Annotated in this window: 18 protein-coding genes; 14 read left to right on the forward strand and 4 right to left on the reverse strand. The window is 73.3% G+C overall.

The features are described 5' to 3' along the window. Nucleotides 1-74 precede the first annotated feature (74 nt). Genes AB0E77_RS20210 through AB0E77_RS20225 form a run of 4 tightly spaced genes read left to right on the forward strand, consistent with a single transcriptional unit; the run spans nucleotide 75 to nucleotide 4,009 of the window. A complete protein-coding gene (locus AB0E77_RS20210; RefSeq protein WP_361572525.1) occupies nucleotides 75-2,438 on the forward strand; it encodes a beta-ketoacyl synthase N-terminal-like domain-containing protein in 2,364 nt (787 codons plus the stop codon). Further along, nucleotides 2,435-2,785, forward strand: coding sequence for a PqqD family protein (locus AB0E77_RS20215; protein ID WP_361572527.1), 351 nt, complete (start codon nucleotides 2,435-2,437; stop codon nucleotides 2,783-2,785). Before AB0E77_RS20210 ends, AB0E77_RS20215 begins: the two co-directional genes overlap by 4 nt. After that, entirely contained in the window at nucleotides 2,782-3,756 is a 975-nt protein-coding gene (locus AB0E77_RS20220; protein WP_361572529.1) for a TIGR03560 family F420-dependent LLM class oxidoreductase, read from the forward strand. The genes AB0E77_RS20215 and AB0E77_RS20220 overlap by 4 nt, the downstream gene beginning before the upstream one ends. After that, nucleotides 3,749-4,009, forward strand: a complete 261-nt coding sequence (locus AB0E77_RS20225) for a phosphopantetheine-binding protein (protein ID WP_361572531.1) — start codon at nucleotides 3,749-3,751, stop codon at nucleotides 4,007-4,009. Before AB0E77_RS20220 ends, AB0E77_RS20225 begins: the two co-directional genes overlap by 8 nt. A 22-nt stretch (nucleotides 4,010-4,031) precedes the next feature. On the opposite strand, the gene AB0E77_RS20230 is transcribed toward AB0E77_RS20225, so the two are convergent. Then, nucleotides 4,032-4,814 (reverse strand): thioesterase domain-containing protein, encoded by a 783-nt coding sequence (locus tag AB0E77_RS20230; protein ID WP_361572533.1) that lies wholly within the window; start codon nucleotides 4,812-4,814, stop codon nucleotides 4,032-4,034. Between the two features lie 150 nt (nucleotides 4,815-4,964). Between AB0E77_RS20230 and AB0E77_RS20235 the strand changes: the two genes are divergently transcribed. Together AB0E77_RS20235 and AB0E77_RS20240 are read left to right on the forward strand one after the other, a co-directional pair. Then, nucleotides 4,965-5,684, forward strand: coding sequence for a hypothetical protein (locus AB0E77_RS20235; protein ID WP_361572535.1), 720 nt, complete (start codon nucleotides 4,965-4,967; stop codon nucleotides 5,682-5,684). 74 nt (nucleotides 5,685-5,758) lie between these two features. Continuing rightward, on the forward strand, nucleotides 5,759-7,036 hold the full coding sequence (locus AB0E77_RS20240) for an MFS transporter (protein WP_361572537.1): 1,278 nt from the start codon (nucleotides 5,759-5,761) through the stop codon (nucleotides 7,034-7,036). Nucleotides 7,037-7,150: 114 nt separating this feature from the next. Here the strand turns inward: AB0E77_RS20240 and AB0E77_RS20245 are convergent, their stop codons facing one another. Beyond that, nucleotides 7,151-7,993 (reverse strand): carbohydrate-binding protein, encoded by an 843-nt coding sequence (locus AB0E77_RS20245; RefSeq protein ID WP_361572539.1) that lies wholly within the window; start codon nucleotides 7,991-7,993, stop codon nucleotides 7,151-7,153. Nucleotides 7,994-8,500: 507 nt separating this feature from the next. Between AB0E77_RS20245 and AB0E77_RS20250 the strand changes: the two genes are divergently transcribed. From AB0E77_RS20250 to AB0E77_RS20275, 6 genes are all read left to right on the forward strand, one after another. Further along, entirely contained in the window at nucleotides 8,501-9,868 is a 1,368-nt protein-coding gene (locus AB0E77_RS20250; RefSeq protein ID WP_361572714.1) for a DUF2252 domain-containing protein, read from the forward strand. Nucleotides 9,869-9,923: 55 nt separating this feature from the next. Further along, on the forward strand, nucleotides 9,924-10,733 hold the full coding sequence (locus tag AB0E77_RS20255; protein WP_361572541.1) for a hypothetical protein: 810 nt from the start codon (nucleotides 9,924-9,926) through the stop codon (nucleotides 10,731-10,733). 254 nt (nucleotides 10,734-10,987) lie between these two features. After that, a complete protein-coding gene (locus AB0E77_RS20260) occupies nucleotides 10,988-11,317 on the forward strand; it encodes a rhodanese-like domain-containing protein (protein ID WP_361572716.1) in 330 nt (109 codons plus the stop codon). 178 nt (nucleotides 11,318-11,495) lie between these two features. Further along, complete coding sequence (locus tag AB0E77_RS20265; RefSeq protein ID WP_361572543.1) at nucleotides 11,496-12,248, forward strand: DUF5819 family protein; 753 nt, start codon at nucleotides 11,496-11,498, stop codon at nucleotides 12,246-12,248. Further along, complete coding sequence (locus AB0E77_RS20270; RefSeq protein ID WP_361572545.1) at nucleotides 12,245-13,462, forward strand: HTTM domain-containing protein; 1,218 nt, start codon at nucleotides 12,245-12,247, stop codon at nucleotides 13,460-13,462. Before AB0E77_RS20265 ends, AB0E77_RS20270 begins: the two co-directional genes overlap by 4 nt. Then, nucleotides 13,459-14,235: a TrmH family RNA methyltransferase gene (locus tag AB0E77_RS20275; RefSeq protein ID WP_361572547.1), complete on the forward strand. Its 777-nt coding sequence runs from the start codon at nucleotides 13,459-13,461 to the stop codon at nucleotides 14,233-14,235. The genes AB0E77_RS20270 and AB0E77_RS20275 overlap by 4 nt, the downstream gene beginning before the upstream one ends. A 1-nt stretch (nucleotide 14,236) precedes the next feature. Here the strand turns inward: AB0E77_RS20275 and paaN are convergent, their stop codons facing one another. Continuing rightward, the gene (gene paaN / locus AB0E77_RS20280) at nucleotides 14,237-15,928 is read right to left on the reverse strand and encodes a phenylacetic acid degradation protein PaaN (RefSeq protein WP_361572549.1); all 1,692 of its coding nucleotides are present in this window, start codon (nucleotides 15,926-15,928) and stop codon (nucleotides 14,237-14,239) included. 266 nt (nucleotides 15,929-16,194) lie between these two features. On the opposite strand from paaN, the gene AB0E77_RS20285 reads away from it, so the two are divergent. Then, nucleotides 16,195-17,712 (forward strand): 3-hydroxyacyl-CoA dehydrogenase, encoded by a 1,518-nt coding sequence (locus AB0E77_RS20285; protein ID WP_361572551.1) that lies wholly within the window; start codon nucleotides 16,195-16,197, stop codon nucleotides 17,710-17,712. Continuing rightward, nucleotides 17,709-18,311 (forward strand): TetR/AcrR family transcriptional regulator, encoded by a 603-nt coding sequence (locus tag AB0E77_RS20290; protein WP_361572553.1) that lies wholly within the window; start codon nucleotides 17,709-17,711, stop codon nucleotides 18,309-18,311. Before AB0E77_RS20285 ends, AB0E77_RS20290 begins: the two co-directional genes overlap by 4 nt. A gap of 24 nt (nucleotides 18,312-18,335) precedes the next feature. Here AB0E77_RS20290 and AB0E77_RS20295 read toward each other — a convergent pair whose 3' ends face one another. Beyond that, a complete protein-coding gene (locus AB0E77_RS20295) occupies nucleotides 18,336-18,839 on the reverse strand; it encodes an Lrp/AsnC family transcriptional regulator (protein ID WP_361572718.1) in 504 nt (167 codons plus the stop codon). Between the last annotated feature and the right edge of the window lie 73 nt (nucleotides 18,840-18,912).

Genomic DNA, 18,912 nt, shown 5'->3' on the forward strand with positions numbered 1-18,912 from the left:
TGTCGTCTCGCGTGCCGTACCCGCCACCGCCGGATGAGACCTGTGAGACCGCACTGATCCCAGGAGTCGTACAGATGCAGCAAAAGCCACCTTACGCACCTCCTATAGCGGTGATCGGTATGGCGGCGCGTTTCCCCGGAGCGGAAAACGTCGAGCAGTACTGGACGAATCTCGTCGACGGCGTCGAATCGTCGAACCGGCCTTCCGCTTACGATTCCGGGCTCGCGGACGGCGCGCGAAACGGCCAGTTCGTACAAGCGGTGGCGCGCCTCGACGGCGTCGATCTGTTCGACGCCGAGCACTTCCGGATACAGCCGACCGAGGCCGTCGTCATGGACCCGCAGCAGCGCGTGCTGCTGGAGGTCGCGGCCGAGGCCCTGGAGGACGCCGGCTACGCGGGGGACCGCGACGGCGTCGTCGGGGTGTTCGTCGGCTCCGGCGAGAACCACTACTTCCGCGACCATGTCGCACCGGCGGAGGCCGGGGCGGGCCGCTCCGGCGACGTACGCGTCACGCTGGCGAACGAGAAGGACTTCCTCGCCCCGCGGATCGCCTTCAAGCTCGGCTTCAACGGCCCCGCCGTCACGGTGCAGACCGGATGTGCCACGGCGCTCACCGCGGTGGCGCTCGCCTGCTCGGCGCTGGCCGCGGGCGACTGCGACATCGCCCTGGCGGGCGGCGTGAGCCTGCTGATGCCCGACGTCGAGGGTTATACGTACACCGACGGCGGGATCCTGTCGGCCGACGGGCGGTGCCGGGCTTTCGACGCCCGGGCCTCCGGGACGATACCCGGCTCGGGTGCCGGAGTCGTCGTGCTGCGACGGGAGTCCGACGCCCGGGCCGCCCGCGACCACCGCAGGGCGGTCGTCCGCGGCTGGGCGGTCAACAACGACGGTGGGTCACGCGGGGGATTCACCGTCCCGAACATCGACGGCCAGGAGGCGGTCATCCGGGCCGCGCTCGCGCGGGCGGACGTCAAGCCCGACCAGGTGGGGTACGTGGAGACCCACGGCACCGGCACCGCCATCGGGGACCCGGTCGAGTTCGAGGCGCTGCGGCGCGTCTTCGCGACCGCCGGCAGGCCGGCCGGCTCGTCCCTCACGCTCGGCGCGGTCAAGCCCAACATCGGGCACACCGACGCGGCGGCGGGCGTCGCGGGACTGATCAAGGCGGCCCTGGCCGTCGAGCGGGCCACCATCCCGGGGACCCTCCACTTCAGTTCGCCCAACCCCGAGATCGACCTCGACGCGACCCCGTTCTCCCTCACCTCGCAGACGCGGCCCTGGGACACCGGGGGACCGCGGATCGCCGGCGTCAGCTCCTTCGGCCTCGGCGGGTCCAACGCGCACGTGGTGCTGGAGTCCGCGCCCGCCGCACCCCCCGCGTCCGCCCCCCGCCCGCGGCACGTCCTCGCGCTCTCCGCGCGCAGCGACGACGAACTGGAGCGGATGCGCGAACGGCTCGCAGACCGGCTGGAGGCGGCCCCGGCCGACGGCGCCGCGCTCGCCGACGTCGCGTACACCCTCGGCGTGGGCCGCGCCCGCTACGCCCGCCGCTGGGCGGCCGTGGTCACCGACTGCGCCGACGCCGTCGCGCGCCTGCGTGCCCCGGCGGAGGCCGGCCGGCCCACCGCGCGCTGGTCCCTGGCGATCCACGGCACCCCGGACGAGCTGGCCGCGACCGGTGAACGGCTGCTCGCCGACGAGCCGTCGGTGCGCTCGGCGCTCGCCGGCCTCACCGGACGGGCCGGACTCGACGGCCTCGCCCCCGAGCGCGCCGGGGCGCTCACCGCCCTCGGCGTCGCCCGGGCCCTGCTCCGCCTCGGCCTGACCTTCGCCCGCGTGGACGCGCCGGCGTGGGCGCGTCCGGCGGCACAGTGGCTGACCACGGGTGCCGACCCGGCCACGCTCGACGCGGCCCTCGACGCCTGCACCGCAGACGCCGACGCCGGGTCCGTCCGCGAGGGCGCCGGCCGGATCGTCGTCGGCCCCGCCTTCGACCTGGCCGACGTGGCGGCCGCGGCGTGGCGGGCGGGTGTCGCGGTCGACTGGGCCGCCTACTACGGCGACGAGCCGCGCGGCCGGGTCCCGCTGCCGACCTACCCGTTCACCCGGCGCCGCTTCTGGCTCGACCGCCCGGAGCCGCAGGCCGAGCCGGACCGGAGCCCGGCGCCGACGGCGACCCGCTCCGACACGACGGACGTCACGGCGTTCGTCGAGCGGGTCTGGCTCGGCGTCCTCGGCGTCGAACGCATCGCGCACGACGCGCACTTCCTGGACGACCTCGGCGGCGATTCGCTGCACGCGGTGGAGATCGGCGCCCGCCTGAACGAGGAACTGGGCCTCGACCTGCCGATCGACCTGCCTTTCATCGCGCCCACCATCGAGGCCGCTTCGACCTACGTCGAACAGGCCCTGGCTACGGAGACCTCCTCATGACCACCGTGAACACCGACGACGTCCTGATCCGCCGGCTCGACGTGACCGCCCGCGTGCCCGACCAGGTCGCGGAACTCAGCGACATCCACGAGGGCGGCCTCCTGATCGAGAGGCTGATCGGCCGCTATGTGATCGACGCCGACGCGCGCAAGGTCTGGCGGCTGATCGACGGGCGCCGCAGCGTCGGCGAGATCGTCGAGGACGTCGCCGAGGAGACGGGCCTGCCGGCCGCAGAGATCGAACAGCCCGTGCTCGCCCTCTGCGCCCGCCTCGTCGACCTCGGCATCCTCCAGGCCGTCACCCTCGCCGACACCGCCGTGCTGGCCCAGCTGGCAGTGGCCGGATGAGTCGCACCGCCATCACCCGGGTCGGTCTGCAGATACCCGGCTACTCCTTCCCCGGGACCATGGACCACCAGCTCTTCGACCGGGTCGTGGAGATGGCGCGGACCGCCGAGGCCTCGGGCTTCGACAGCCTGTGGACCATGGACCACGTCCACCAGATCGCCTCGGTCGGCGAGCCGGACGAGCCGATCCTGGAGGCGTACACGACGCTTGCGGCGCTCGCCGCCGTCACGTCGTCCGCACGCCTCGGCGTGCTCGTCTCGTGCAACGGATTCCGCAACCCCGCGCTGCTCGCGAAGATGGTGACCACCATCGACGTCATCAGCAAGGGGCGCGCGATGCTCGGCATCGGCGCCGGGTGGCACGAGGAGGAGTGCCGCGCCTACGGCCTTCCCTTCCAGTCCACGGGGGAACGTCTCGAAGGGCTCGCCGAGGCGGTGCAGATCTGCCGGGCGATGTTCACCGAGCAGGCGCCGCGGTTCTCCGGCACCTACCACCGCATCGACGAGCCGATCAACGTGCCGGCACCGCTCCACCCCGAAGGGCCGCCGATCCTCATCGGCGGCGGCGGCGAGAAGGTGCTGATCCCGACGGTGGCCAGATACGGGGACGCCTGCAACTTCTTCGGCGCGCCCGCCACCGTGCGGCACAAGATCGGCGTGCTGGAGAAGGCGTGCGCCGCCGTGGGCCGCGACAGCGACGAGATCAGCAGGACGTGGCTGGGGCACGCGATCGTCACCGAGTCCGAGACGGAGCTCCAGGAGGGCCTGGAGCGGCTGGGCGCGCTGCTGGGCCGCGCGCCGGGCGCCGTACGGGGGTTCGCCCTGTGCGGCACCCGTGACGAGGTGCGGCGCCAGGTCGCCGAGTACCGCGCAGCCGGGGCCGACGGTCTGATCGTCACCGTGCTGGACCCGGGCGACCTGGACCATCTGCGCCTGGTCGGCGAGACGGTGCGGGAGGCCATGGATGTCTGATCCGTCGAGCGCCCCCGTGGACGAAGTGGACCTGGACGGCGACCCGGTGGACGTCGTCGCTGCGGTCTGGGCCGCGGCACTCGGGGTGGACGCCGTCGACCCGCAGGAGGGCTTCTTCGATCTGGGCGCGACGTCGGCCATGGTCGTCGACGTGGTCCGGGTGCTGCGCCGCCGCTGGCCGGGCCTGAAGATCGTCGACGTCTTCTCCCGCCCGACCGTCGCCCAGCTCGCGGCCCACCTCGGCGATGGGTAGGCCGGCCGCGAGATCCGGACTCCTACGTCAGTGCCGCACGGACCGCCTCCGCGAGCTCGGGCCACGCGGCGCCGCCGAAGAGATGGTCGGCGCCGGGGATCTCGCGGAAGGAGGCCGGACCCGTGGTCTCGTGCCGCCAGCCGTCGACCCGGGCCCGGCCGAGCAGGTCGTCGCGCCCGCCGTAGAACACGGTGAGCGGTACGTCGAGGGGGTCGTCCGGCGTGTGGACGTAGCCGGAGACCAGCCGCATGTCCGCGGCGAGCACCGGCAGCAGCACCTCCAGGAGCTCCGGTTCCTCACGGAGGTGCTCGGGCACGTACCGCGTGAGGTCCTCGTCCGGGTCGTCCCCGTCGTCCGCGAGGAGGCGCGGCGGCAGCTGCGAGGCGACGAGCAGGTGGGTGACCTCGGGGCCTTCCGCGGACCCGCGCAGCCGCTGCGCCGTCCGGTAGGCGAGCAGGGCTCCGGAGCACTGGCCGAACAGCGCGACGCGCGGCACGTTCAGCGCGGTCAGCTCCGCGGCCAGTTCGTCGACGACCTCCTCGAGGGACGTGGGCAGGGGCTCCGTCTGCCGGCTCTCGCGGCCGGCGAGCCGCACGCCGTACACGTCGGCCGCGTCGCCGATCACCGGACCCCAGGCGCGGAACGGGGTCGCTCCCGCTCCGGCCCACGGAACACACGCGAGTGCGGTGCCGCTCCCCGCATTCCCCGTATTCGTCGCCGTTCCCGGGATCCAGGGCACGAGCTTCGACGATTTCTTCGATATACCCGCGTAATTCGCAGTGTCCATGGGCGTGCACCCTAGCATGCCGCTCCCCTGCCATCCGAGAGGATTATTGTGTTCAATCCGAGCGTCCAGGTAATTGTCGAGCAGCCGTCGGTTCTCACCCAGCCCGACCTTTCCTTCGAGGCCGTTCTCCGGCGCTTTCCCGGACTTGCCGGTGCCAGGGCCGTCTGTATGACGGGATCGACGGCCGCGGGGTGGGGAAACACGTTCAGCGACATCGACCTCTTCGCGTTCTCCGACGAGAAGCTCGACCTCCCCGTCGACCCGACGATGGAGACCTGGCAGATCTCCGACACCAGCACCGGCGTGAGCGCGACCGTGTGGATGGGCGCCTACGGTGACCAGCGCGTCGACCTGAAGGTGTGGCCGACCGACGCGGTCGCCAAGGTCCTCGCCCCCTATCTGGGGAAGGAGGCCGAGTTCTGCGGCAGCAGCGATTCCGTCCAGGACTTCGTCTACCGGGTCTTCATCGGTGTTCCGCTGTCGGGCGACGACTTCTTCAAGGAAATGCGCGAGCTGATTCAGGACTCTTCGTACGGCCGGGCGCTGGCCCGTTCCCAGAAGGCACACGCGGAGAACTGCCTCACCGATGTCATGGGTCAGCTGGACTCCGGCGACCACAAGTCGGCCCGCGTGTCCGCCGGAATCGCCGCGGGTTATCTGACGGACGCCGCCCTCACACTCCACGGGGAACTCTGCCGGCGCAGCAAGTGGGTGCTCCGGCGACTGGAAAGCACTCCGCAGTGCGGAATCGGCGTGGACGAATACCGGCACATGGTCCTCGACGGCCTGCGCCCCGGGGAGTCCGACGCCGACTGCGCGCTGCGCGTCGCCCGCTGGACCCAGTCGCACCTCGTCCGGCTCGAGGACTCCTTCCTGTCCGCCCCCTGATCACCGTCGCAGCCACGGCACAGCGACGCCGGCACATCACCCCTGCGTGCGCCGCAGGTTAAGGAGGAGACAGAGTGAGCACCTCGATGGCCAAGCTCCGGGCCGCGGTGAGCGGTCCCGAGGACCCCAACCAGCGGTTGATGGCCATGTCGACCATCGTGAACACCATCGGCATGGGCATGTTCCTGTCCGCGGGCACCATCTTCCTCATCAGGTCCGCGGGGCTGAGCCCGACCGCCGCGGGCGTCGGCCTGACCGTCGGGTCGCTGGCCGGCTTCGGCGCCGGAGTGCTGATCGGTGACCTCGCCGACCGCAAGGGTTCGAAGAGGGTCCTCATCGCCTCCATGCTGTTCGAGGCGGCGGCCAGCATCAGCCTGCTCCTCGTGCACAGCCTGTGGCCGCTCCTGCTGGTGGCCGCGGCCGCCGCCGTCGGCCGCGCGGGATCGCTCAGCGCCCGCGGCGCCATGATCGGAGTGCTCGCGGAGGAGGGCAAGGGCGCCCAACTGCGCACCTATCTGCGGGCCGTGACCAACGTGGGGATCGCGATCGGCACGCTCGGGGCCGCGGCGGTCCTGGCGATCGACACGCGCGCGGCGTACGTGACGATGATCGTCATCGACACCTGCACCTTCCTGCTCGCCGCCGCCATCCTGACCCGGATGCCGGACTTCGCCCCGACCCGGACCGCCGGCGACGAGGAGAAGGCGGACGTGAAGAAGGAGCCCCGGTGGCTGGCCCTGCGCGACCGGACCTATCTGAGCCTGACCGCCGCCTCCTCGGTCGCGAGCCTGCAGTACTTCGTGCTGGTCCAGGCCGTCCCGGTGTGGATCGTGCTGCGCACCAACGCGCCGCGGTGGATGGCCGCGATCGTCCTGTTCCTCGGCGCGATCATTGTCGCCGCCACGCAGGTCCCCGCGACGCGGTCGATCACCGACCCGCGGTCGGCGGCCCGGCTGCTGGCGCTGTCCGGACCGCTGTTCCTGGTGGCGTGGATCCTGGTGGCGGTGTCGGCGGGACCCTCCGCGTGGATAGCGGTCGCCCTGCTCCTCGTCGGCATCGTCGTGCACTCGCTGGCCGAGGTGTGGCAGGCCGCGGGCACCTTCGAGCTGTCCTTCGCGCTGGCCAAGCCCGAGGCCCAGGGCCAGTACCAGGGCGTGATGGGTCTCGGCCACGGCCTCTCCGAGGCGGTGGCACCGATCGTCGTCATCGCGATGTGCATCAACTGGGGCAAGCCGGGCTGGATCGTCCTCGCGGTGATCGTCACCGTGGCGGGCTTCATCTGCGCGGCGATCGAACGCGGCTGGTCCCGGGCGAACGCGCCGGTCACCACCGAGGCGCTCGCCGGTGAGTGAGCCGCCCCGGCCGCGGTGACGGCCGCGCGGGAAAGCCCCCCTCGGTCCGGGACCATGGGGGGCTTTCGCCGTGCCGGCGACGGGATGCCGTGAGGCGGAGTCACGGCCGTGGGGTCACTCCCGGTGCCACAGGGCGGGCACGTTGGGCGGCTCCCAGCCCGCCATCGACGTGTGGGCCTGCAGACAGCGGTAGGCGGCGGAGCCGTACGTCACGCGGTCGCCGGCGGTGTAGGCGCGGCCGGGGGCCCAGCTGCCGCCGGGCGGGTCGGTCGGCGGGTCGGTGGGGGTGCCCGGGCCGGGGTCGCCGTCGACGTTCAGCACGAAGTCGAAGGTGGCCTCCTTGCGGCCGCCCGCGTCCCGGACGTTCATCAGCAGCGCCGGGTCGAAGAGGGCGTCCGTGTTGTTGCGGGGCTCGCCGGGGAAGTACAGCTGGGTCGTCAGCACGGGCTCGCCGGGTGCCTGGGCCTTGACGTGGATGTGCCGGGTGCGGCCCGGGTAGAGGCCCGGGACGATCGTGCGCAGGGTGAAGGCGCCGGTGGAGTCGGTGAACTGGTGGCCGCGGAAGGTGTATCCGGCCATGTCGTAGGCGCCCGCGACGTCGGCCTGCCAGAAGTCGAGCAGCACGCCGGGCAGGGGGACGCAGTTGCGGCCGAAGACGTAGCCGCTGACGGTCAGCGGGGTGCCGGCGGTGCCCGGGACGGCCAGGTCGGTGCGCAGCGGGGAGTTCGGTTTGAAGTAGGGGCCCTCCATCTGGGCGGGCGTGGGGTCGTCGCCGTCGTCGCAGAAGGGGGTCGGTGCCAGGGTCGTGCCCGGTGTGCGGGCGGAGTCCCGGGCGAGGGCGACGGCGCCGGTGGCCAGCAGCGGGACGGCGGCGCCGGCGGCGACGGCCGCCCTGAGCAGGGTCTTGCGGCTGATGCCGGGCTCGGCGCCGGGATCGTCGGAGGTGGTGGGTGTCATGGCGGGCTCCTCGGGCTCCTCGGTCTTCTCGGTGGGGGCGGACCCCGGGGAAGAAGATGGGCGGGATGTGCATGACACGGAGCGCGTCCCCCGGGCGCGGGGCAGGCTGAAGTGCTTCGGGGGACGCGCTCCCGTGGTGATCGCCGAAACCGTACGCCGCGCCGGCGGGCCGCGGGGACCTCCCGTCGTGCCCCCTGTCCGGCGTTATGGGGAGGCGGGAGCGGGGGGTTCGTGTACGGGCGACGCGGCCGGCTGTACGGTCGTGGCGCGTCCATGACGGCGAGTGCGCCCGGGGTACGGGTGGCGGCCGGCCGCGGCGGGGAGCACGGGCCCCCTCCGGGGATGACGCGATTGCGCGGGCCGAGTACGGGAGTCGGGGAGGGCGGTCGGATGGCCGAGGCGATGACGAAGACGCACACCGAGGTGGCCGCGGACGCCGCGGTGAACGGTGCGACGCGGGACGCCGATGCGCAGGCCCGCGCGGTGCGCGCGGGGCGGATACCGGAGATGCCGGGGTTCGCGCGGTGGCCGGCCGGCGGGTCGCCGAAGGCCGAGGGCAAGGCACTGCGCCGGCGCGTCCCGCGGTCCGCGCACGCCGCCTTCGAGGCCGACGGGGACCGGCCGGACGCCGTGAGCGCGGTCGAGGAGTCCCACCGCGGCCGGATACCCGGGCTCACCCCGATCCGGACCGGGCGGATGGCGGCCACGCCCTTCGCCTTCCTGCGCGGGTCGGCGGGGCTGATGGCGTACGACCTGGCGCGCACGCCGATGACGGGCGTCGGCGCGCAGATCTGCGGCGACGCGCACGCGGCCAACTTCGGCCTGTACGGGGACGCCCGCGGCGGCCTGGTCATCGACCTGAACGACTTCGACGAGACCGTCCACGGTCCCTGGGAATGGGACCTCAAGCGGCTCGCCGCCTCCCTGGTGCTGGCGGGCCGGGAGGCCGGCGCCGACGAGGACACCTGCCGGGAGGCGGCCCACGACGCGGCCGGAGCCTACCGGCGCACCATGCGGCTGCTGGCCGGGCTGCCAGCGCTGGACGCCTGGAACGCCATCGCCGACGAGGAGCTCGTCTCCCACACCGACGCCCACGACCTGCTCGGCACGCTGGAGCGGGTGAGCGAGAAGGCGCGGGCCAACACCAGCGGCCGGTTCGCGGCCAGGTCGACCGAGGCAACCGAGGACGGCGGGCGCCGCTTCGTGGACGCGCCGCCGGTGCTGCGCCGGGTGCCGGACCGGGAGGCGGCGGCGGTCGCGGCCTCCCTGGAGCCCTACCTGGCGACCGTGTCCGAGGACCGGCTGCCGCTGCTGGCCCGGTACGCCGTGCACGACGTCGCCTTCCGCGTGGTCGGCACGGGCAGCGTGGGCACGCGGTCGTACGTCGTGCTGCTCCTGGACCACCGGGGCGAGCCCCTCGTGCTCCAGGTGAAGGAGGCCCGGCCCTCCGCGCTGGAGCCCCATCTGGCGACCGCCGGCTTCGCCGTCCCCGAGGTGGCGCACGAGGGCCGCCGGGTGGTGCTCGGGCAGAAGCGCATGCAGGTGGTCAGCGACATCCTGCTCGGCTGGACCACGGTCGACGGGCGGCCCTTCCAGGTGCGGCAGTTCCGCAACCGCAAGGGCAGCGTCGACCCCGCGGCCCTGGCCGCCGACCAGCTCGACGACTACGGCCGGATGACCGGCGCCCTGCTGGCCCGGGCCCACGCACACAGCGTCGACCCGCGCCTGGTCGCCGGCTACTGCGGCAAGAACGAGGAGCTGGACGAGGCGGTGGCCGCCTTCGCCCTGGCCTACGCCGACCGCACCGAGGCGGACCACGCCGAGCTGCTCGCCGCGGTGCGGTCGGGGCGGATCGCGGCGGAGACGGGGGTGTGAGGGGGCCCGGCGGCGGGCCGGACGGCGGGGGCGGTCCGTGCCCTAGGCTGGTCGGGTGACGACCCCGGAAGCTGAGCCCGAGCAGGGTGGTGCGCCGCGGCCCGAGGAGCGGCTGGAGAAGGCCGTACGGGCCGCCGAGCAGGCGCTCATCGAGTACGAGATCGCCCTGGAGACCTTCCGCGTGGAGGTCGAGAACTTCTCGCGGCTGCACGAACAGCGGCTCGGCCCGGTGTACGCGCGGCTCGAGGAGCTGGAGGCGCGGATCCTCGAGGCCAGGGCGGCGCGCAGCGGCGACCCCGAGGACCGGCGCCGGGCCGACGAGGCACGGGCCCGGCTGATGCCGATCCCCGGCGTCGAGGAACTGCTGCACGGCTGGATGGACGGGGACGGCCTGTTCCCGGAGGCCACGGCGATGCTCACGGACCAGGCGGTCCGTCCGCCGAAGCGGGTGCGGCCGAGCGAGGAGGCCCGCCGGCTCTACCGGGACCTGGCCCGCAAGGCCCACCCCGACCTGGCGCAGGAGGACGGCGAGCGGACCCGGCGCGAGGAGTTCATCACCCGCGTCAACGCCGCCTACGCCCGCGGTGACGAGACCGAGCTGCGGGCCCTGGCCGAGGAGTGGGCCGCGGGCCCGGCGCCCGAGCGGCGCCCGAGCCGGGCCGAGGAGCTGTACGTGCGCCTCGAGTGGCTGGACCGGCGCAAGGAGCTGCTCACCGTGCTCGCCAAAGAGCTGGAGGAGAGCGCCATAGGCGCCATGCTCCGCCTGGCCCCGGACGACCCCGACCGCCTCCTGGAGGAGATCGCCGAACAGCTGGCGGCCCAGGTGAGCGAACGGGAGGCCGAGCTGGCGGAGCTGCTGGGCTAGGGCCTGTCGGACAATTCCCGCCTGCCTCGCGACGCCATGCACGCTCCCCCGGAGGGGGCACCCCCACTCGCCGCACCGGGCGCAGAGCCGAGTACGTCCAGTACGAGGCTCTACGCCCGGCACGCCGAGAGCACGCACCTGACGCGGCGAGGCCGCCCTCCGGGCGGCGACGGGAGTTGTCGGACAGGCCCTGGAGGCGGCCCAACCGTGCCGGCGGGTCCGGTAGCGTCGGGGGCATGAGTTTCGGAGCTGGTGTGCCCACGGTCGAGGTCACGGACCTCAAGGACGACGACTTCCTGCTGGACGTCCGTGAGGACGACGAGTGGCAGGCGGGCCACGCCGCAGGGGCCCTGCACATTCCCATCAGCGAGTTCGTCGCCCGCTACGGCGAGCTGACCGAGGCCGCGCCCGCCGACGGCCGGGTCCACGTGATCTGCCGCTCCGGCGGACGCTCGGCCCAGGTCACCATGTACCTGGTCCAGCAGGGCATCGACGCGGTGAACGTCGACGGCGGCATGCAGGTGTGGGCCGCCGCCGGCCGGCCGGTCGTCGACGCGAAGGGCGAGCCGGGGCACGTCCTCTAGCGGTCCCCGCGGCGCGGATGTGGTGACGGCCACGGTGCGGGCGGTCCGCCGGGGGCTGTGCCGACGGGCCGTCCTGAGTACCGTTCCCGTTCGAGCGTCGTGAGCATCCGCAGCGTTGGTGCCGCACGGCGCCCCCGCGGCAGGGCGGGCGGAGAGACGGACCGGGGAACGGGGCGGAATGGACGTGCACGACACAGGCTCGGGCGTCCGGCGGGTGCCGGACGGGCCGGACGCCCCGGACCGGCCCGCCGAGCCGCACGCCGAGCCGCCCGGCGGGCCTCCTCGCAGCGGGATCGCCGCCCTCTCCCCGCGCTACCAGGTCGGGGCCGTGCTCGCGCTCGCCGTCGTCGCGACCGCCGTCTGCGCCCACATCGGACTGACCTTCCTGCACGTCGCCCCGGCGAACACCCTGTCCAAGCAGCACGGCTCCGTGGTCGACGAGTGGATCTACCCCGAGTTCGAGCAGAACTGGAAGCTCTTCGCGCCCAACCCGCTCCAGCAGAACATCTCCGTCCAGGTCCGCGCCGAGGTGAGCACCCCGGACGGCGGGATACGCACCACCGGCTGGTACGACCTGTCCGCCGAGGACGGCCGGGCCATCGACGGCAATCCGCTGCCGAGCCACACCCAGCAGAACGAGCTGCGCCGGGCCTGGGACTTCTTCGTCGCCACCCACGACACGGACAACCGCCCGGTGGGCCTGCGGGGCGCCCTGTCCGAGACCTATCTGCGCCGCGTCGCCGTCCTGCGGCTGGACCGCAACGAGGCCGCCGGTCCGGACGGCACCGTCGAGCGCGTCCAGTACCGCTCCCGCACGACCGATGTGCCGCCGCCCGAGTGGAGCGGTGAGACGGTCTCCGGCCGGCCGGTGTACCGGGAGCTGCCCTGGTGGCAGGTGCCCGCCGTCGAGGCGGAAGGCGGCGTCGCGTGAACGGCCTCGTGCAGTCGGTCTCGCGCGGGATCGCCCGCGTCACCGGGTCCGCGCTCGGCCCGTACCAGACCGCGGTGATCCGCATCGGCTTCAGCGCGACCTGGCTGCTCTTCCTGCTCCGCGAGATCCCCCACCGACACGAGCTGTACGGGCCCGACGGGCCCTGGAGCCGTGAGCTGGCCGAGCAGCTGATCGCGGACAACGGCGCGTTCACGGCGCTGGTGTGGTGGGACGGCACCGCCTGGTTCGAGGCCGTCTACGCGCTGGCCGTGCTGAGCAGCCTGCTGTTGCTGCTGGGGTGGCGGACGCGGACCGCGTCGGTGCTCTTCATGGTCGGGGTGCTCTCGCTGCAGAACCGCAGCATCTTCATGGGGGACGGGGGCGACAACGTCCTGCACCTGATGAGCATCTACCTGGTCCTCACCCGCTGCGGCCAGGTGTGGTCGCTGGACGCGCGCCGCGCCCGGCGCGCGGCCGAGGCACGCGCGCGGGGGGAGCGCGTCGTGGACCGGACCGGGCCCGCCCTGTGGACGGTGCTCGGTTTCGCGCTGCTCCTGGTGACGCTGGCGGGCCGGCTCGACGGCGACTGGTTCGTGCCGGCGCTGCTGTGGGCGGTGTGGTCGGCGCAGGGCCTGTGGTGGGGCGTGGGGCGGTGGGCCCGCACCGGCCAGCCGCGGATGCTGCTCGACGTGGTCGCCGGCATCGTGCACAACGGCGCCCTGCTGGTGATCATGGCGGAGGCCTGCCTGATCTACGCGACCGCCGGCTGGTACAAGATCCAGGGCTCGCGCTGGCAGGACGGCACCGCCGTCCACTACCCCCTCCACCTCGAGTACTTCTCACCCTGGCCCGGCCTGTCCGAGGCGCTGGCGGCCAACGGCACGATGGTCATGCTCATCACCTACGGCACGGTCGCCGTGCAGGTCGCCTTTCCGTTCACGCTGTTCAACCGGCGGATCAAGAACGTCCTGCTGGCCGCCATGATCACCGAGCACGCGGTGATCGCCGTGGTGCTCGGGCTGCCGTTCTTCTCGCTGGCGATGATCGCCGCCGACTCGGTCTTCCTGCCGACCTCGTTCCTGCGCCGCCTGGGCGGGTGGGCGCAACGCGCGCGGCGCCGCGTGGTGCCGCACGGGGACGGCACGGGGAAGGTGCCGCGGCCGCGCGGTGCCCGGGAGGACGCCGGTCAGGCGCACGTAGGCTTCATGGCATGACCGACCCCGCCCCCGGGCCCCGCCCCGACGCGCTCTCCGTCTGGCGCGGGCACGCCGACGCGTGTGTGCTGCTCGACGGCTTCCACGCCCTCAAGCACGCCCTGCGCTTCGGTGCCGACGTGCCGGTGGCCGTCACCAGCGACCGCGTGGGCGTCCTCGCCCTCGCCGACGAGCTGGCCCCGGACGTCCGGCAGGCGCTGGACGGTCTGCTGACCGAGGTGCCGCACACGGCGTACACCGCGCTCGTGCCGCGCCCGCACCCCACCGCCGTGGCCGCCCTGGCCGTACGCCCCTCGCGCGAGGCCGCGCTGCGGACGCTGGCGCACACACCCCGCACCAGCCCCGTCGTGGTCCTCGACCAGCCGCGCAACCTCGGCAACGCCGGGGCGGTGATCCGGCTGGCCGCCGGTTTCGGGGCGACCGGCGTGGTCACCACGGGCCCGCTCGACCCCTGGCACCCCACGGTGGTGCGCGGCGGCGCGGGGCTGCACTTCGCGACCGCCGTGGAGCGGCTGGACGTGGCGGGGCTGCCGCCCGGGCCGGTGTTCGCGCTGGACCCGGAGGGCGAGGACATCCGCGCTCTGAAGCTGCCCGACGACGCGCTGCTCGCGTTCGGCTCCGAGCGCAGCGGGCTGTCGGAGGAGCTGCGCGCCCGCGCCGACCACCTGGTGGCGCTGCCGATGCGCCCCCAGGTGTCCAGCTACAACCTCGCGACCAGTGTGGCCATGACGCTGTACCACTGGAGCGCCACCGGGGGCGCATCGCCCGCGTAGGTCAGGCCTGACGCCGGACCTCCACCACCCGGAAGCGGTTCGCGACGAACGCGCCGTCGCACAGGGCCGCGTTGGCCGCCGGGTTGCCGCCCGAGCCGTGGAAGTCGGAGAAGGCAGCCGTCTGGTTGACGTACACCCCGCCGGTGAGATTCAGGGAGAGCTGGGCCGCCTCCTCCAGGCAGACCTCCTGCACGGCCTGCTCGACCTCCGGGTCGGTCGTGTAGGCGCCGACGGTCATCGCGCCCTTCTCGCGGATGCTGTGGCGCAGCAGGTCCACGGCGTGCCCGGCGGAGTCGACGGCGACGGCGAAGGAGACGGGGCCGAAGCACTCGCTGGTGTAGGCGGCCTTGTCGTCGGGCTTGGCGCCGTCCAGCTTGACGATCACGGGGGTGCGCACGACCGCGTCCGGGAAGTCCGGGTTCGTCACCTCGCGGGAGGCGAGGGCGACCTCGCCGAGTCCGGCGGCGGCCTCCAGGCGGGCCTTGACGTCCGGGTTGACGATGGCGCCGAGCAGGGCGTTCGCCCGGGCGTCGTCGCCGAGGAGGCCGTCGACGGCGCGGGCCAGGTCGGCGGTGACCTCGTCGTAGGACTTGTCGCCCTGGTCGGTGCGGATGCCGTCGCGGGGGATCAGCAGGTTCTGCGGGGTGGTGCACATCTGGCCGCTGTAGAGGGACAGCGAGAACGCCAGGTTGGCGAGCATGCCCCGGTAGTCGTCGGTCGACTCGACGACGACCGTGTTGACGCCGGCCTTCTCCGTGTACACCTGGGCCTGGCGGGCGTTGGCCTCCAGCCAGTCGCCGAAGGCGGTCGAGCCGGTGTAGTCGATGATCCGGATCTCGGGGCGGGTCGCCAGGGTCTTGGCGATGCCCTCGCCGGGGCGCTCGGCGGCCAGTGCGACCAGGTTCGGGTCGAAGCCGGCCTCGGAGAGGACGTCACGGGCGACCTGGACGGTGAGGGCGAGCGGCAGCACCGCGCGCGGGTGGGGCTTGACCAGGACCGCGTTGCCGGTGGCCAGGGAGGCGAACAGGCCCGGGTAGCCGTTCCAGGTGGGGAAGGTGTTGCAGCCGATGACCAGGCCGATGCCGCGCGGGACCGGCGTGAACTGCTTGGTCAGCGCCAGCGGGTCGCGCTTGCCCTGCGGCTTGGTCCACTCCGCCGTGTCGGGGGTGCGGACCTGCTCCACGTAGGCGTAGGCCACCGCCTCCAGGCCGCGGTCCTGCGCGTGCGGGCCGCCCGCCTGGAAGGCCATCATGAAGGCCTGTCCGGAGGTGTGCATGACCGCCTGCGCGAACTCCATCGTGCGGTCGGCGATCCGCCCGAGGATCTCCAGGCAGACCACGGCGCGCAGCTCCGCGCCCGCGTCCCGCCACGCCTTCTGCCCGGCCTTCATGGCGGGCAGCAGCACATCGAGGTCCGCGTGCGGGTACTCCACGCCCAGCTCGATCCCGTACGGGGAGGTCTCGCCGCCCACCCAGCCGTCGGTGCCGGGCTGGCCGAGGTCGAGGCGGGTGCCGAGCAGCGCGTCGAAGGCGGCCTTGCCCGCCGCCATGTCCAGGCTGCCGTTCTCCCCGTAGGCCTTGGGGTGCTCGGGGTGCGGGGACCAGTACGCGCGCGTGCGGATCGTCTCCAGCGCCTGGTCCAGTGTCGGCCGGTGCCGGTCGATCAGCTGGTGCGCGGTGAGTTCGGCGGCCATGCGGGACCAACTCCTCGTCTCACGAGCTCTCCGTCGAGTCGTGACCTCGGGGGAAACCTGGGCAGGAATATCAGAAGGTGCGGCGCGCAGCGCCTCGGGCAGGGTGGTGGTGGGCGACGGGTGGGCAAAAGGTGCGGCGCGCAGCGCCTCGGGCAGGGTGGTGGTGGGCGACGGGTGGGCGGACACGGCTAGAGTAACCGAACGATCGGTCGGTACAAGGGGGACCGCCGCATCTGTGGAAAACCCCGTGCGGGAGGATCGCGCACATGACAGCACTCGACCTCAGCAGCCCCGTGGCCGTCGTCGGCACCGGCACCATGGGCCAGGGCATCGCCCAGGTGGCGCTGGTCGCGGGCCACCCCGTACGGCTGTACGACGCCGCACCCGGGCGGGCCCGTGACGCGGCCGACGCGATCGGCGCCCGGCTCGACCGGCTCGTCGAGAAGGAACGCCTCGGCGCCGCCGACCGCGACGCGGCCCGCGCCCGGCTGAAACCCGCCGAGACCCTCACCGAGCTCGCCGACTGCGCGCTGGTCGTCGAGGCGATCGTGGAGCGGCTGGACGTCAAGCAGGAGCTGTTCAGCGCGCTGGAGGACGTCGTCGCCGACGACTGCCTGCTCGCCACCAACACCTCCTCCCTGTCCGTCACGGCCATCGGCGGGGCGCTGCGGGTCCCCGGCCGCTTCGTCGGACTGCACTTCTTCAACCCGGCCCCGCTGCTGCCGCTGGTGGAGGTCGTCTCCGGGTTCGCGACCGACGTCACCTCGGCCACGCGCGCGTACGAGACGGCCCGCGCCTGGGGCAAGACCCCCGTCGCCTGCGCGGACACCCCCGGCTTCATCGTCAACCGCATCGCCCGGCCCTTCTACGCGGAGGCCTTCGCGGTCCACGAGGACCAGGGCGCGGACCCGGCCACCATCGACGCCGTGCTGCGCGAGTCGGGCGGCTTCAGGATGGGCGCCTTCGAGCTGACCGACCTCATCGGCCAGGACGTCAACGAGTCCGTCACGCACTCCGTGTGGCAGGCGTTCTTCCAGGACGTGCGCTTCACACCGTCGCTCGCCCAGCGCCGCCTGGTCGAGTCCGGCCGCCTCGGCCGCAAGAGCGGGCAGGGCTGGTACGACTACCGGGAGGGCGCCGAGCGGCCCGAGCCGCACACCGCCGAGCCGGCCGACCGGCCCGCGTACGTCGTGGTCGAGGGCGATCTGGCGCCGGCCGCCGAGCTGGTCGCGATGATCCGCGAGGCGGGCATCGAGGTCCGCCAGGAGGACGAGGACCACGGCACGCGCCTAGTCCTGCCCAGCGGCGGCCAGCTGGTGCTCGCCGACGGCCAGACCTCGGTGGAGTTCCGGGACGTCGTCTACTTCGACCTCGCGCTGGACTACCGCAAGGCGTCCCGCATCGCCCTGTCCGCCGCGCAGTCCACCTCCCCGCGGACCCTCGCCGAGGCCACCGGCCTGTTCCAGGCGCTCGGCAAGAAGGTCAGCGTCATCGGCGACGTCCCCGGCATGATCGTCGCCCGCACGGTGGCGCGGATCATCGACCTGGCGGTCGAGGCGGTCGCCAAGGGCGTGGCCACCGAGGAGGACATCGACACCGCGATGCGGCTCGGCGTCAACTACCCGCTGGGTCCGCTGGAGTGGAGCCGTCGCCTCGGCGGCGACTGGGCCTGCGCGGTCCTCGACAACCTGCACGAGTGCGCGCCCACGGGCCGGTACGCGCCCTCCCTGGCGCTCTACCGCCACGCGTACGCCTCCGGCAAGCAGGAGGGCAGCTCCTCATGACCACCGCCAGGCGCGACACGTACACGCCGGAGACGCTGCTGTCCGTCGCCGTGCAGGTCTTCATCGAGCGCGGCTACGACGGCACCTCCATGGAGCACCTGTCCAAGGCGGCCGGGATCTCCAAGTCCTCGATCTACCACCACGTCACGGGCAAGGAGGAACTCCTGCGCCGGGCCGTGAGCCGGGCCCTGGACGAGCTGTTCGGCATCCTCGACGAGGAGCACGCGCGCGTGGGCCCCGCCGCCGGCCGGCTGGAGTACGTCGTGCGGCGCATGGTCGAGGTGCTCATGGCCGAACTGCCGTACGTGACGCTGCTGCTGCGGGTGCGCGGCAACACCGGCACCGAGCGCTGGGCGCTGGAGCGGCGGCGCGAGTTCGACCACCGGGTCGCCGAACTGCTCAGGGCGGCGGCGGCCGAGGGCGACGTGCGCGCGGACGTGGAGGTGCGCCTCGCGACCCGGCTGGTCTTCGGCATGATCAACTCGATCGTCGAGTGGTACCGCCCCGACGGTCCCGACGGCCGGGGCGGCGCGGGCGAGCGCGAGGTGGTGGACGCGGTGGCGCGGCTGGTGTTCGGGGGGCTGCGCAAGGCCTCCTGAGCCTGCCGGGCACAGGCCCCGCGCTCAGCCCTGCGGCTCCAGGTCCTCCGTCTCGAACACCAGCAGCGTGCGCGTGCTGAGCACCTCCGGGATGGCCTGGAGGCGGGTGAGGACCAGCTCACGCAGGGCCCGGTTGTCGGGCGTGTGCACGAGCAGCAGGACGTCGAAGTCGCCGCCCAGAAGGGCGATGTGGGAGGCGCCGGGGAGCTGCCTGAGCTGGGTGCGGACCGTGCGCCAGGAGTTCTGCACGATCTTCAGCGTGATGTACGCCGAGGTGCCGTGTCCCGCGCGTTCGTGGTCGACGCGGGCGCCGAAGCCGCGTATGACGCCGTCCTCGACGAGCCGGTTGATGCGCGCGTAGGCGTTCGCCCGCGAGACGTGCACCCGCTCGGCGACCGACCGTATCGAGGCGCGGCCGTCCGCCTGGAGCATCCGCAGGATGTCCTGATCGATCGCGTCCAGCGGGCGCGGGGGCGGCGGGGTGGCGGCGTCGTCCGGGCCGGCGGCCTCTCCCTGGCGTTCGGCCATTTGTTCAGATGCCATGTGCCCCCGCCTTCCTACCATGGACGTACTGCGTCCATCTCAGGCTGTGGAGAACCGT

Source organism: Streptomyces sp. NPDC032940 (genome assembly GCF_040636935.1).
In the GTDB taxonomy this organism is placed as follows: domain Bacteria; phylum Actinomycetota; class Actinomycetes; order Streptomycetales; family Streptomycetaceae; genus Streptomyces.

Coding starts and splice junctions, on each gene's coding strand:
- AB0E77_RS20210 (WP_361572525.1), top strand. CDS start 75: ATGCAGCAAAAGCCACCTTACGCACCTCCTATAGCGGTGATCGGTATG.
- AB0E77_RS20215 (WP_361572527.1), top strand. CDS start 2,435: ATGACCACCGTGAACACCGACGACGTCCTGATCCGCCGGCTCGACGTG.
- AB0E77_RS20220 (WP_361572529.1), top strand. CDS start 2,782: ATGAGTCGCACCGCCATCACCCGGGTCGGTCTGCAGATACCCGGCTAC.
- AB0E77_RS20225 (WP_361572531.1), top strand. CDS start 3,749: ATGTCTGATCCGTCGAGCGCCCCCGTGGACGAAGTGGACCTGGACGGC.
- AB0E77_RS20230 (WP_361572533.1), bottom strand. CDS start 4,814: ATGCTAGGGTGCACGCCCATGGACACTGCGAATTACGCGGGTATATCG.
- AB0E77_RS20235 (WP_361572535.1), top strand. CDS start 4,965: ATGACGGGATCGACGGCCGCGGGGTGGGGAAACACGTTCAGCGACATC.
- AB0E77_RS20245 (WP_361572539.1), bottom strand. CDS start 7,993: ATGACACCCACCACCTCCGACGATCCCGGCGCCGAGCCCGGCATCAGC.
- AB0E77_RS20250 (WP_361572714.1), top strand. CDS start 8,501: ATGCCGGGGTTCGCGCGGTGGCCGGCCGGCGGGTCGCCGAAGGCCGAG.
- AB0E77_RS20265 (WP_361572543.1), top strand. CDS start 11,496: ATGGACGTGCACGACACAGGCTCGGGCGTCCGGCGGGTGCCGGACGGG.
- AB0E77_RS20275 (WP_361572547.1), top strand. CDS start 13,459: ATGACCGACCCCGCCCCCGGGCCCCGCCCCGACGCGCTCTCCGTCTGG.
- paaN (WP_361572549.1), bottom strand. CDS start 15,928: ATGGCCGCCGAACTCACCGCGCACCAGCTGATCGACCGGCACCGGCCG.
- AB0E77_RS20285 (WP_361572551.1), top strand. CDS start 16,195: ATGACAGCACTCGACCTCAGCAGCCCCGTGGCCGTCGTCGGCACCGGC.
- AB0E77_RS20290 (WP_361572553.1), top strand. CDS start 17,709: ATGACCACCGCCAGGCGCGACACGTACACGCCGGAGACGCTGCTGTCC.
- AB0E77_RS20295 (WP_361572718.1), bottom strand. CDS start 18,839: ATGGCCGAACGCCAGGGAGAGGCCGCCGGCCCGGACGACGCCGCCACC.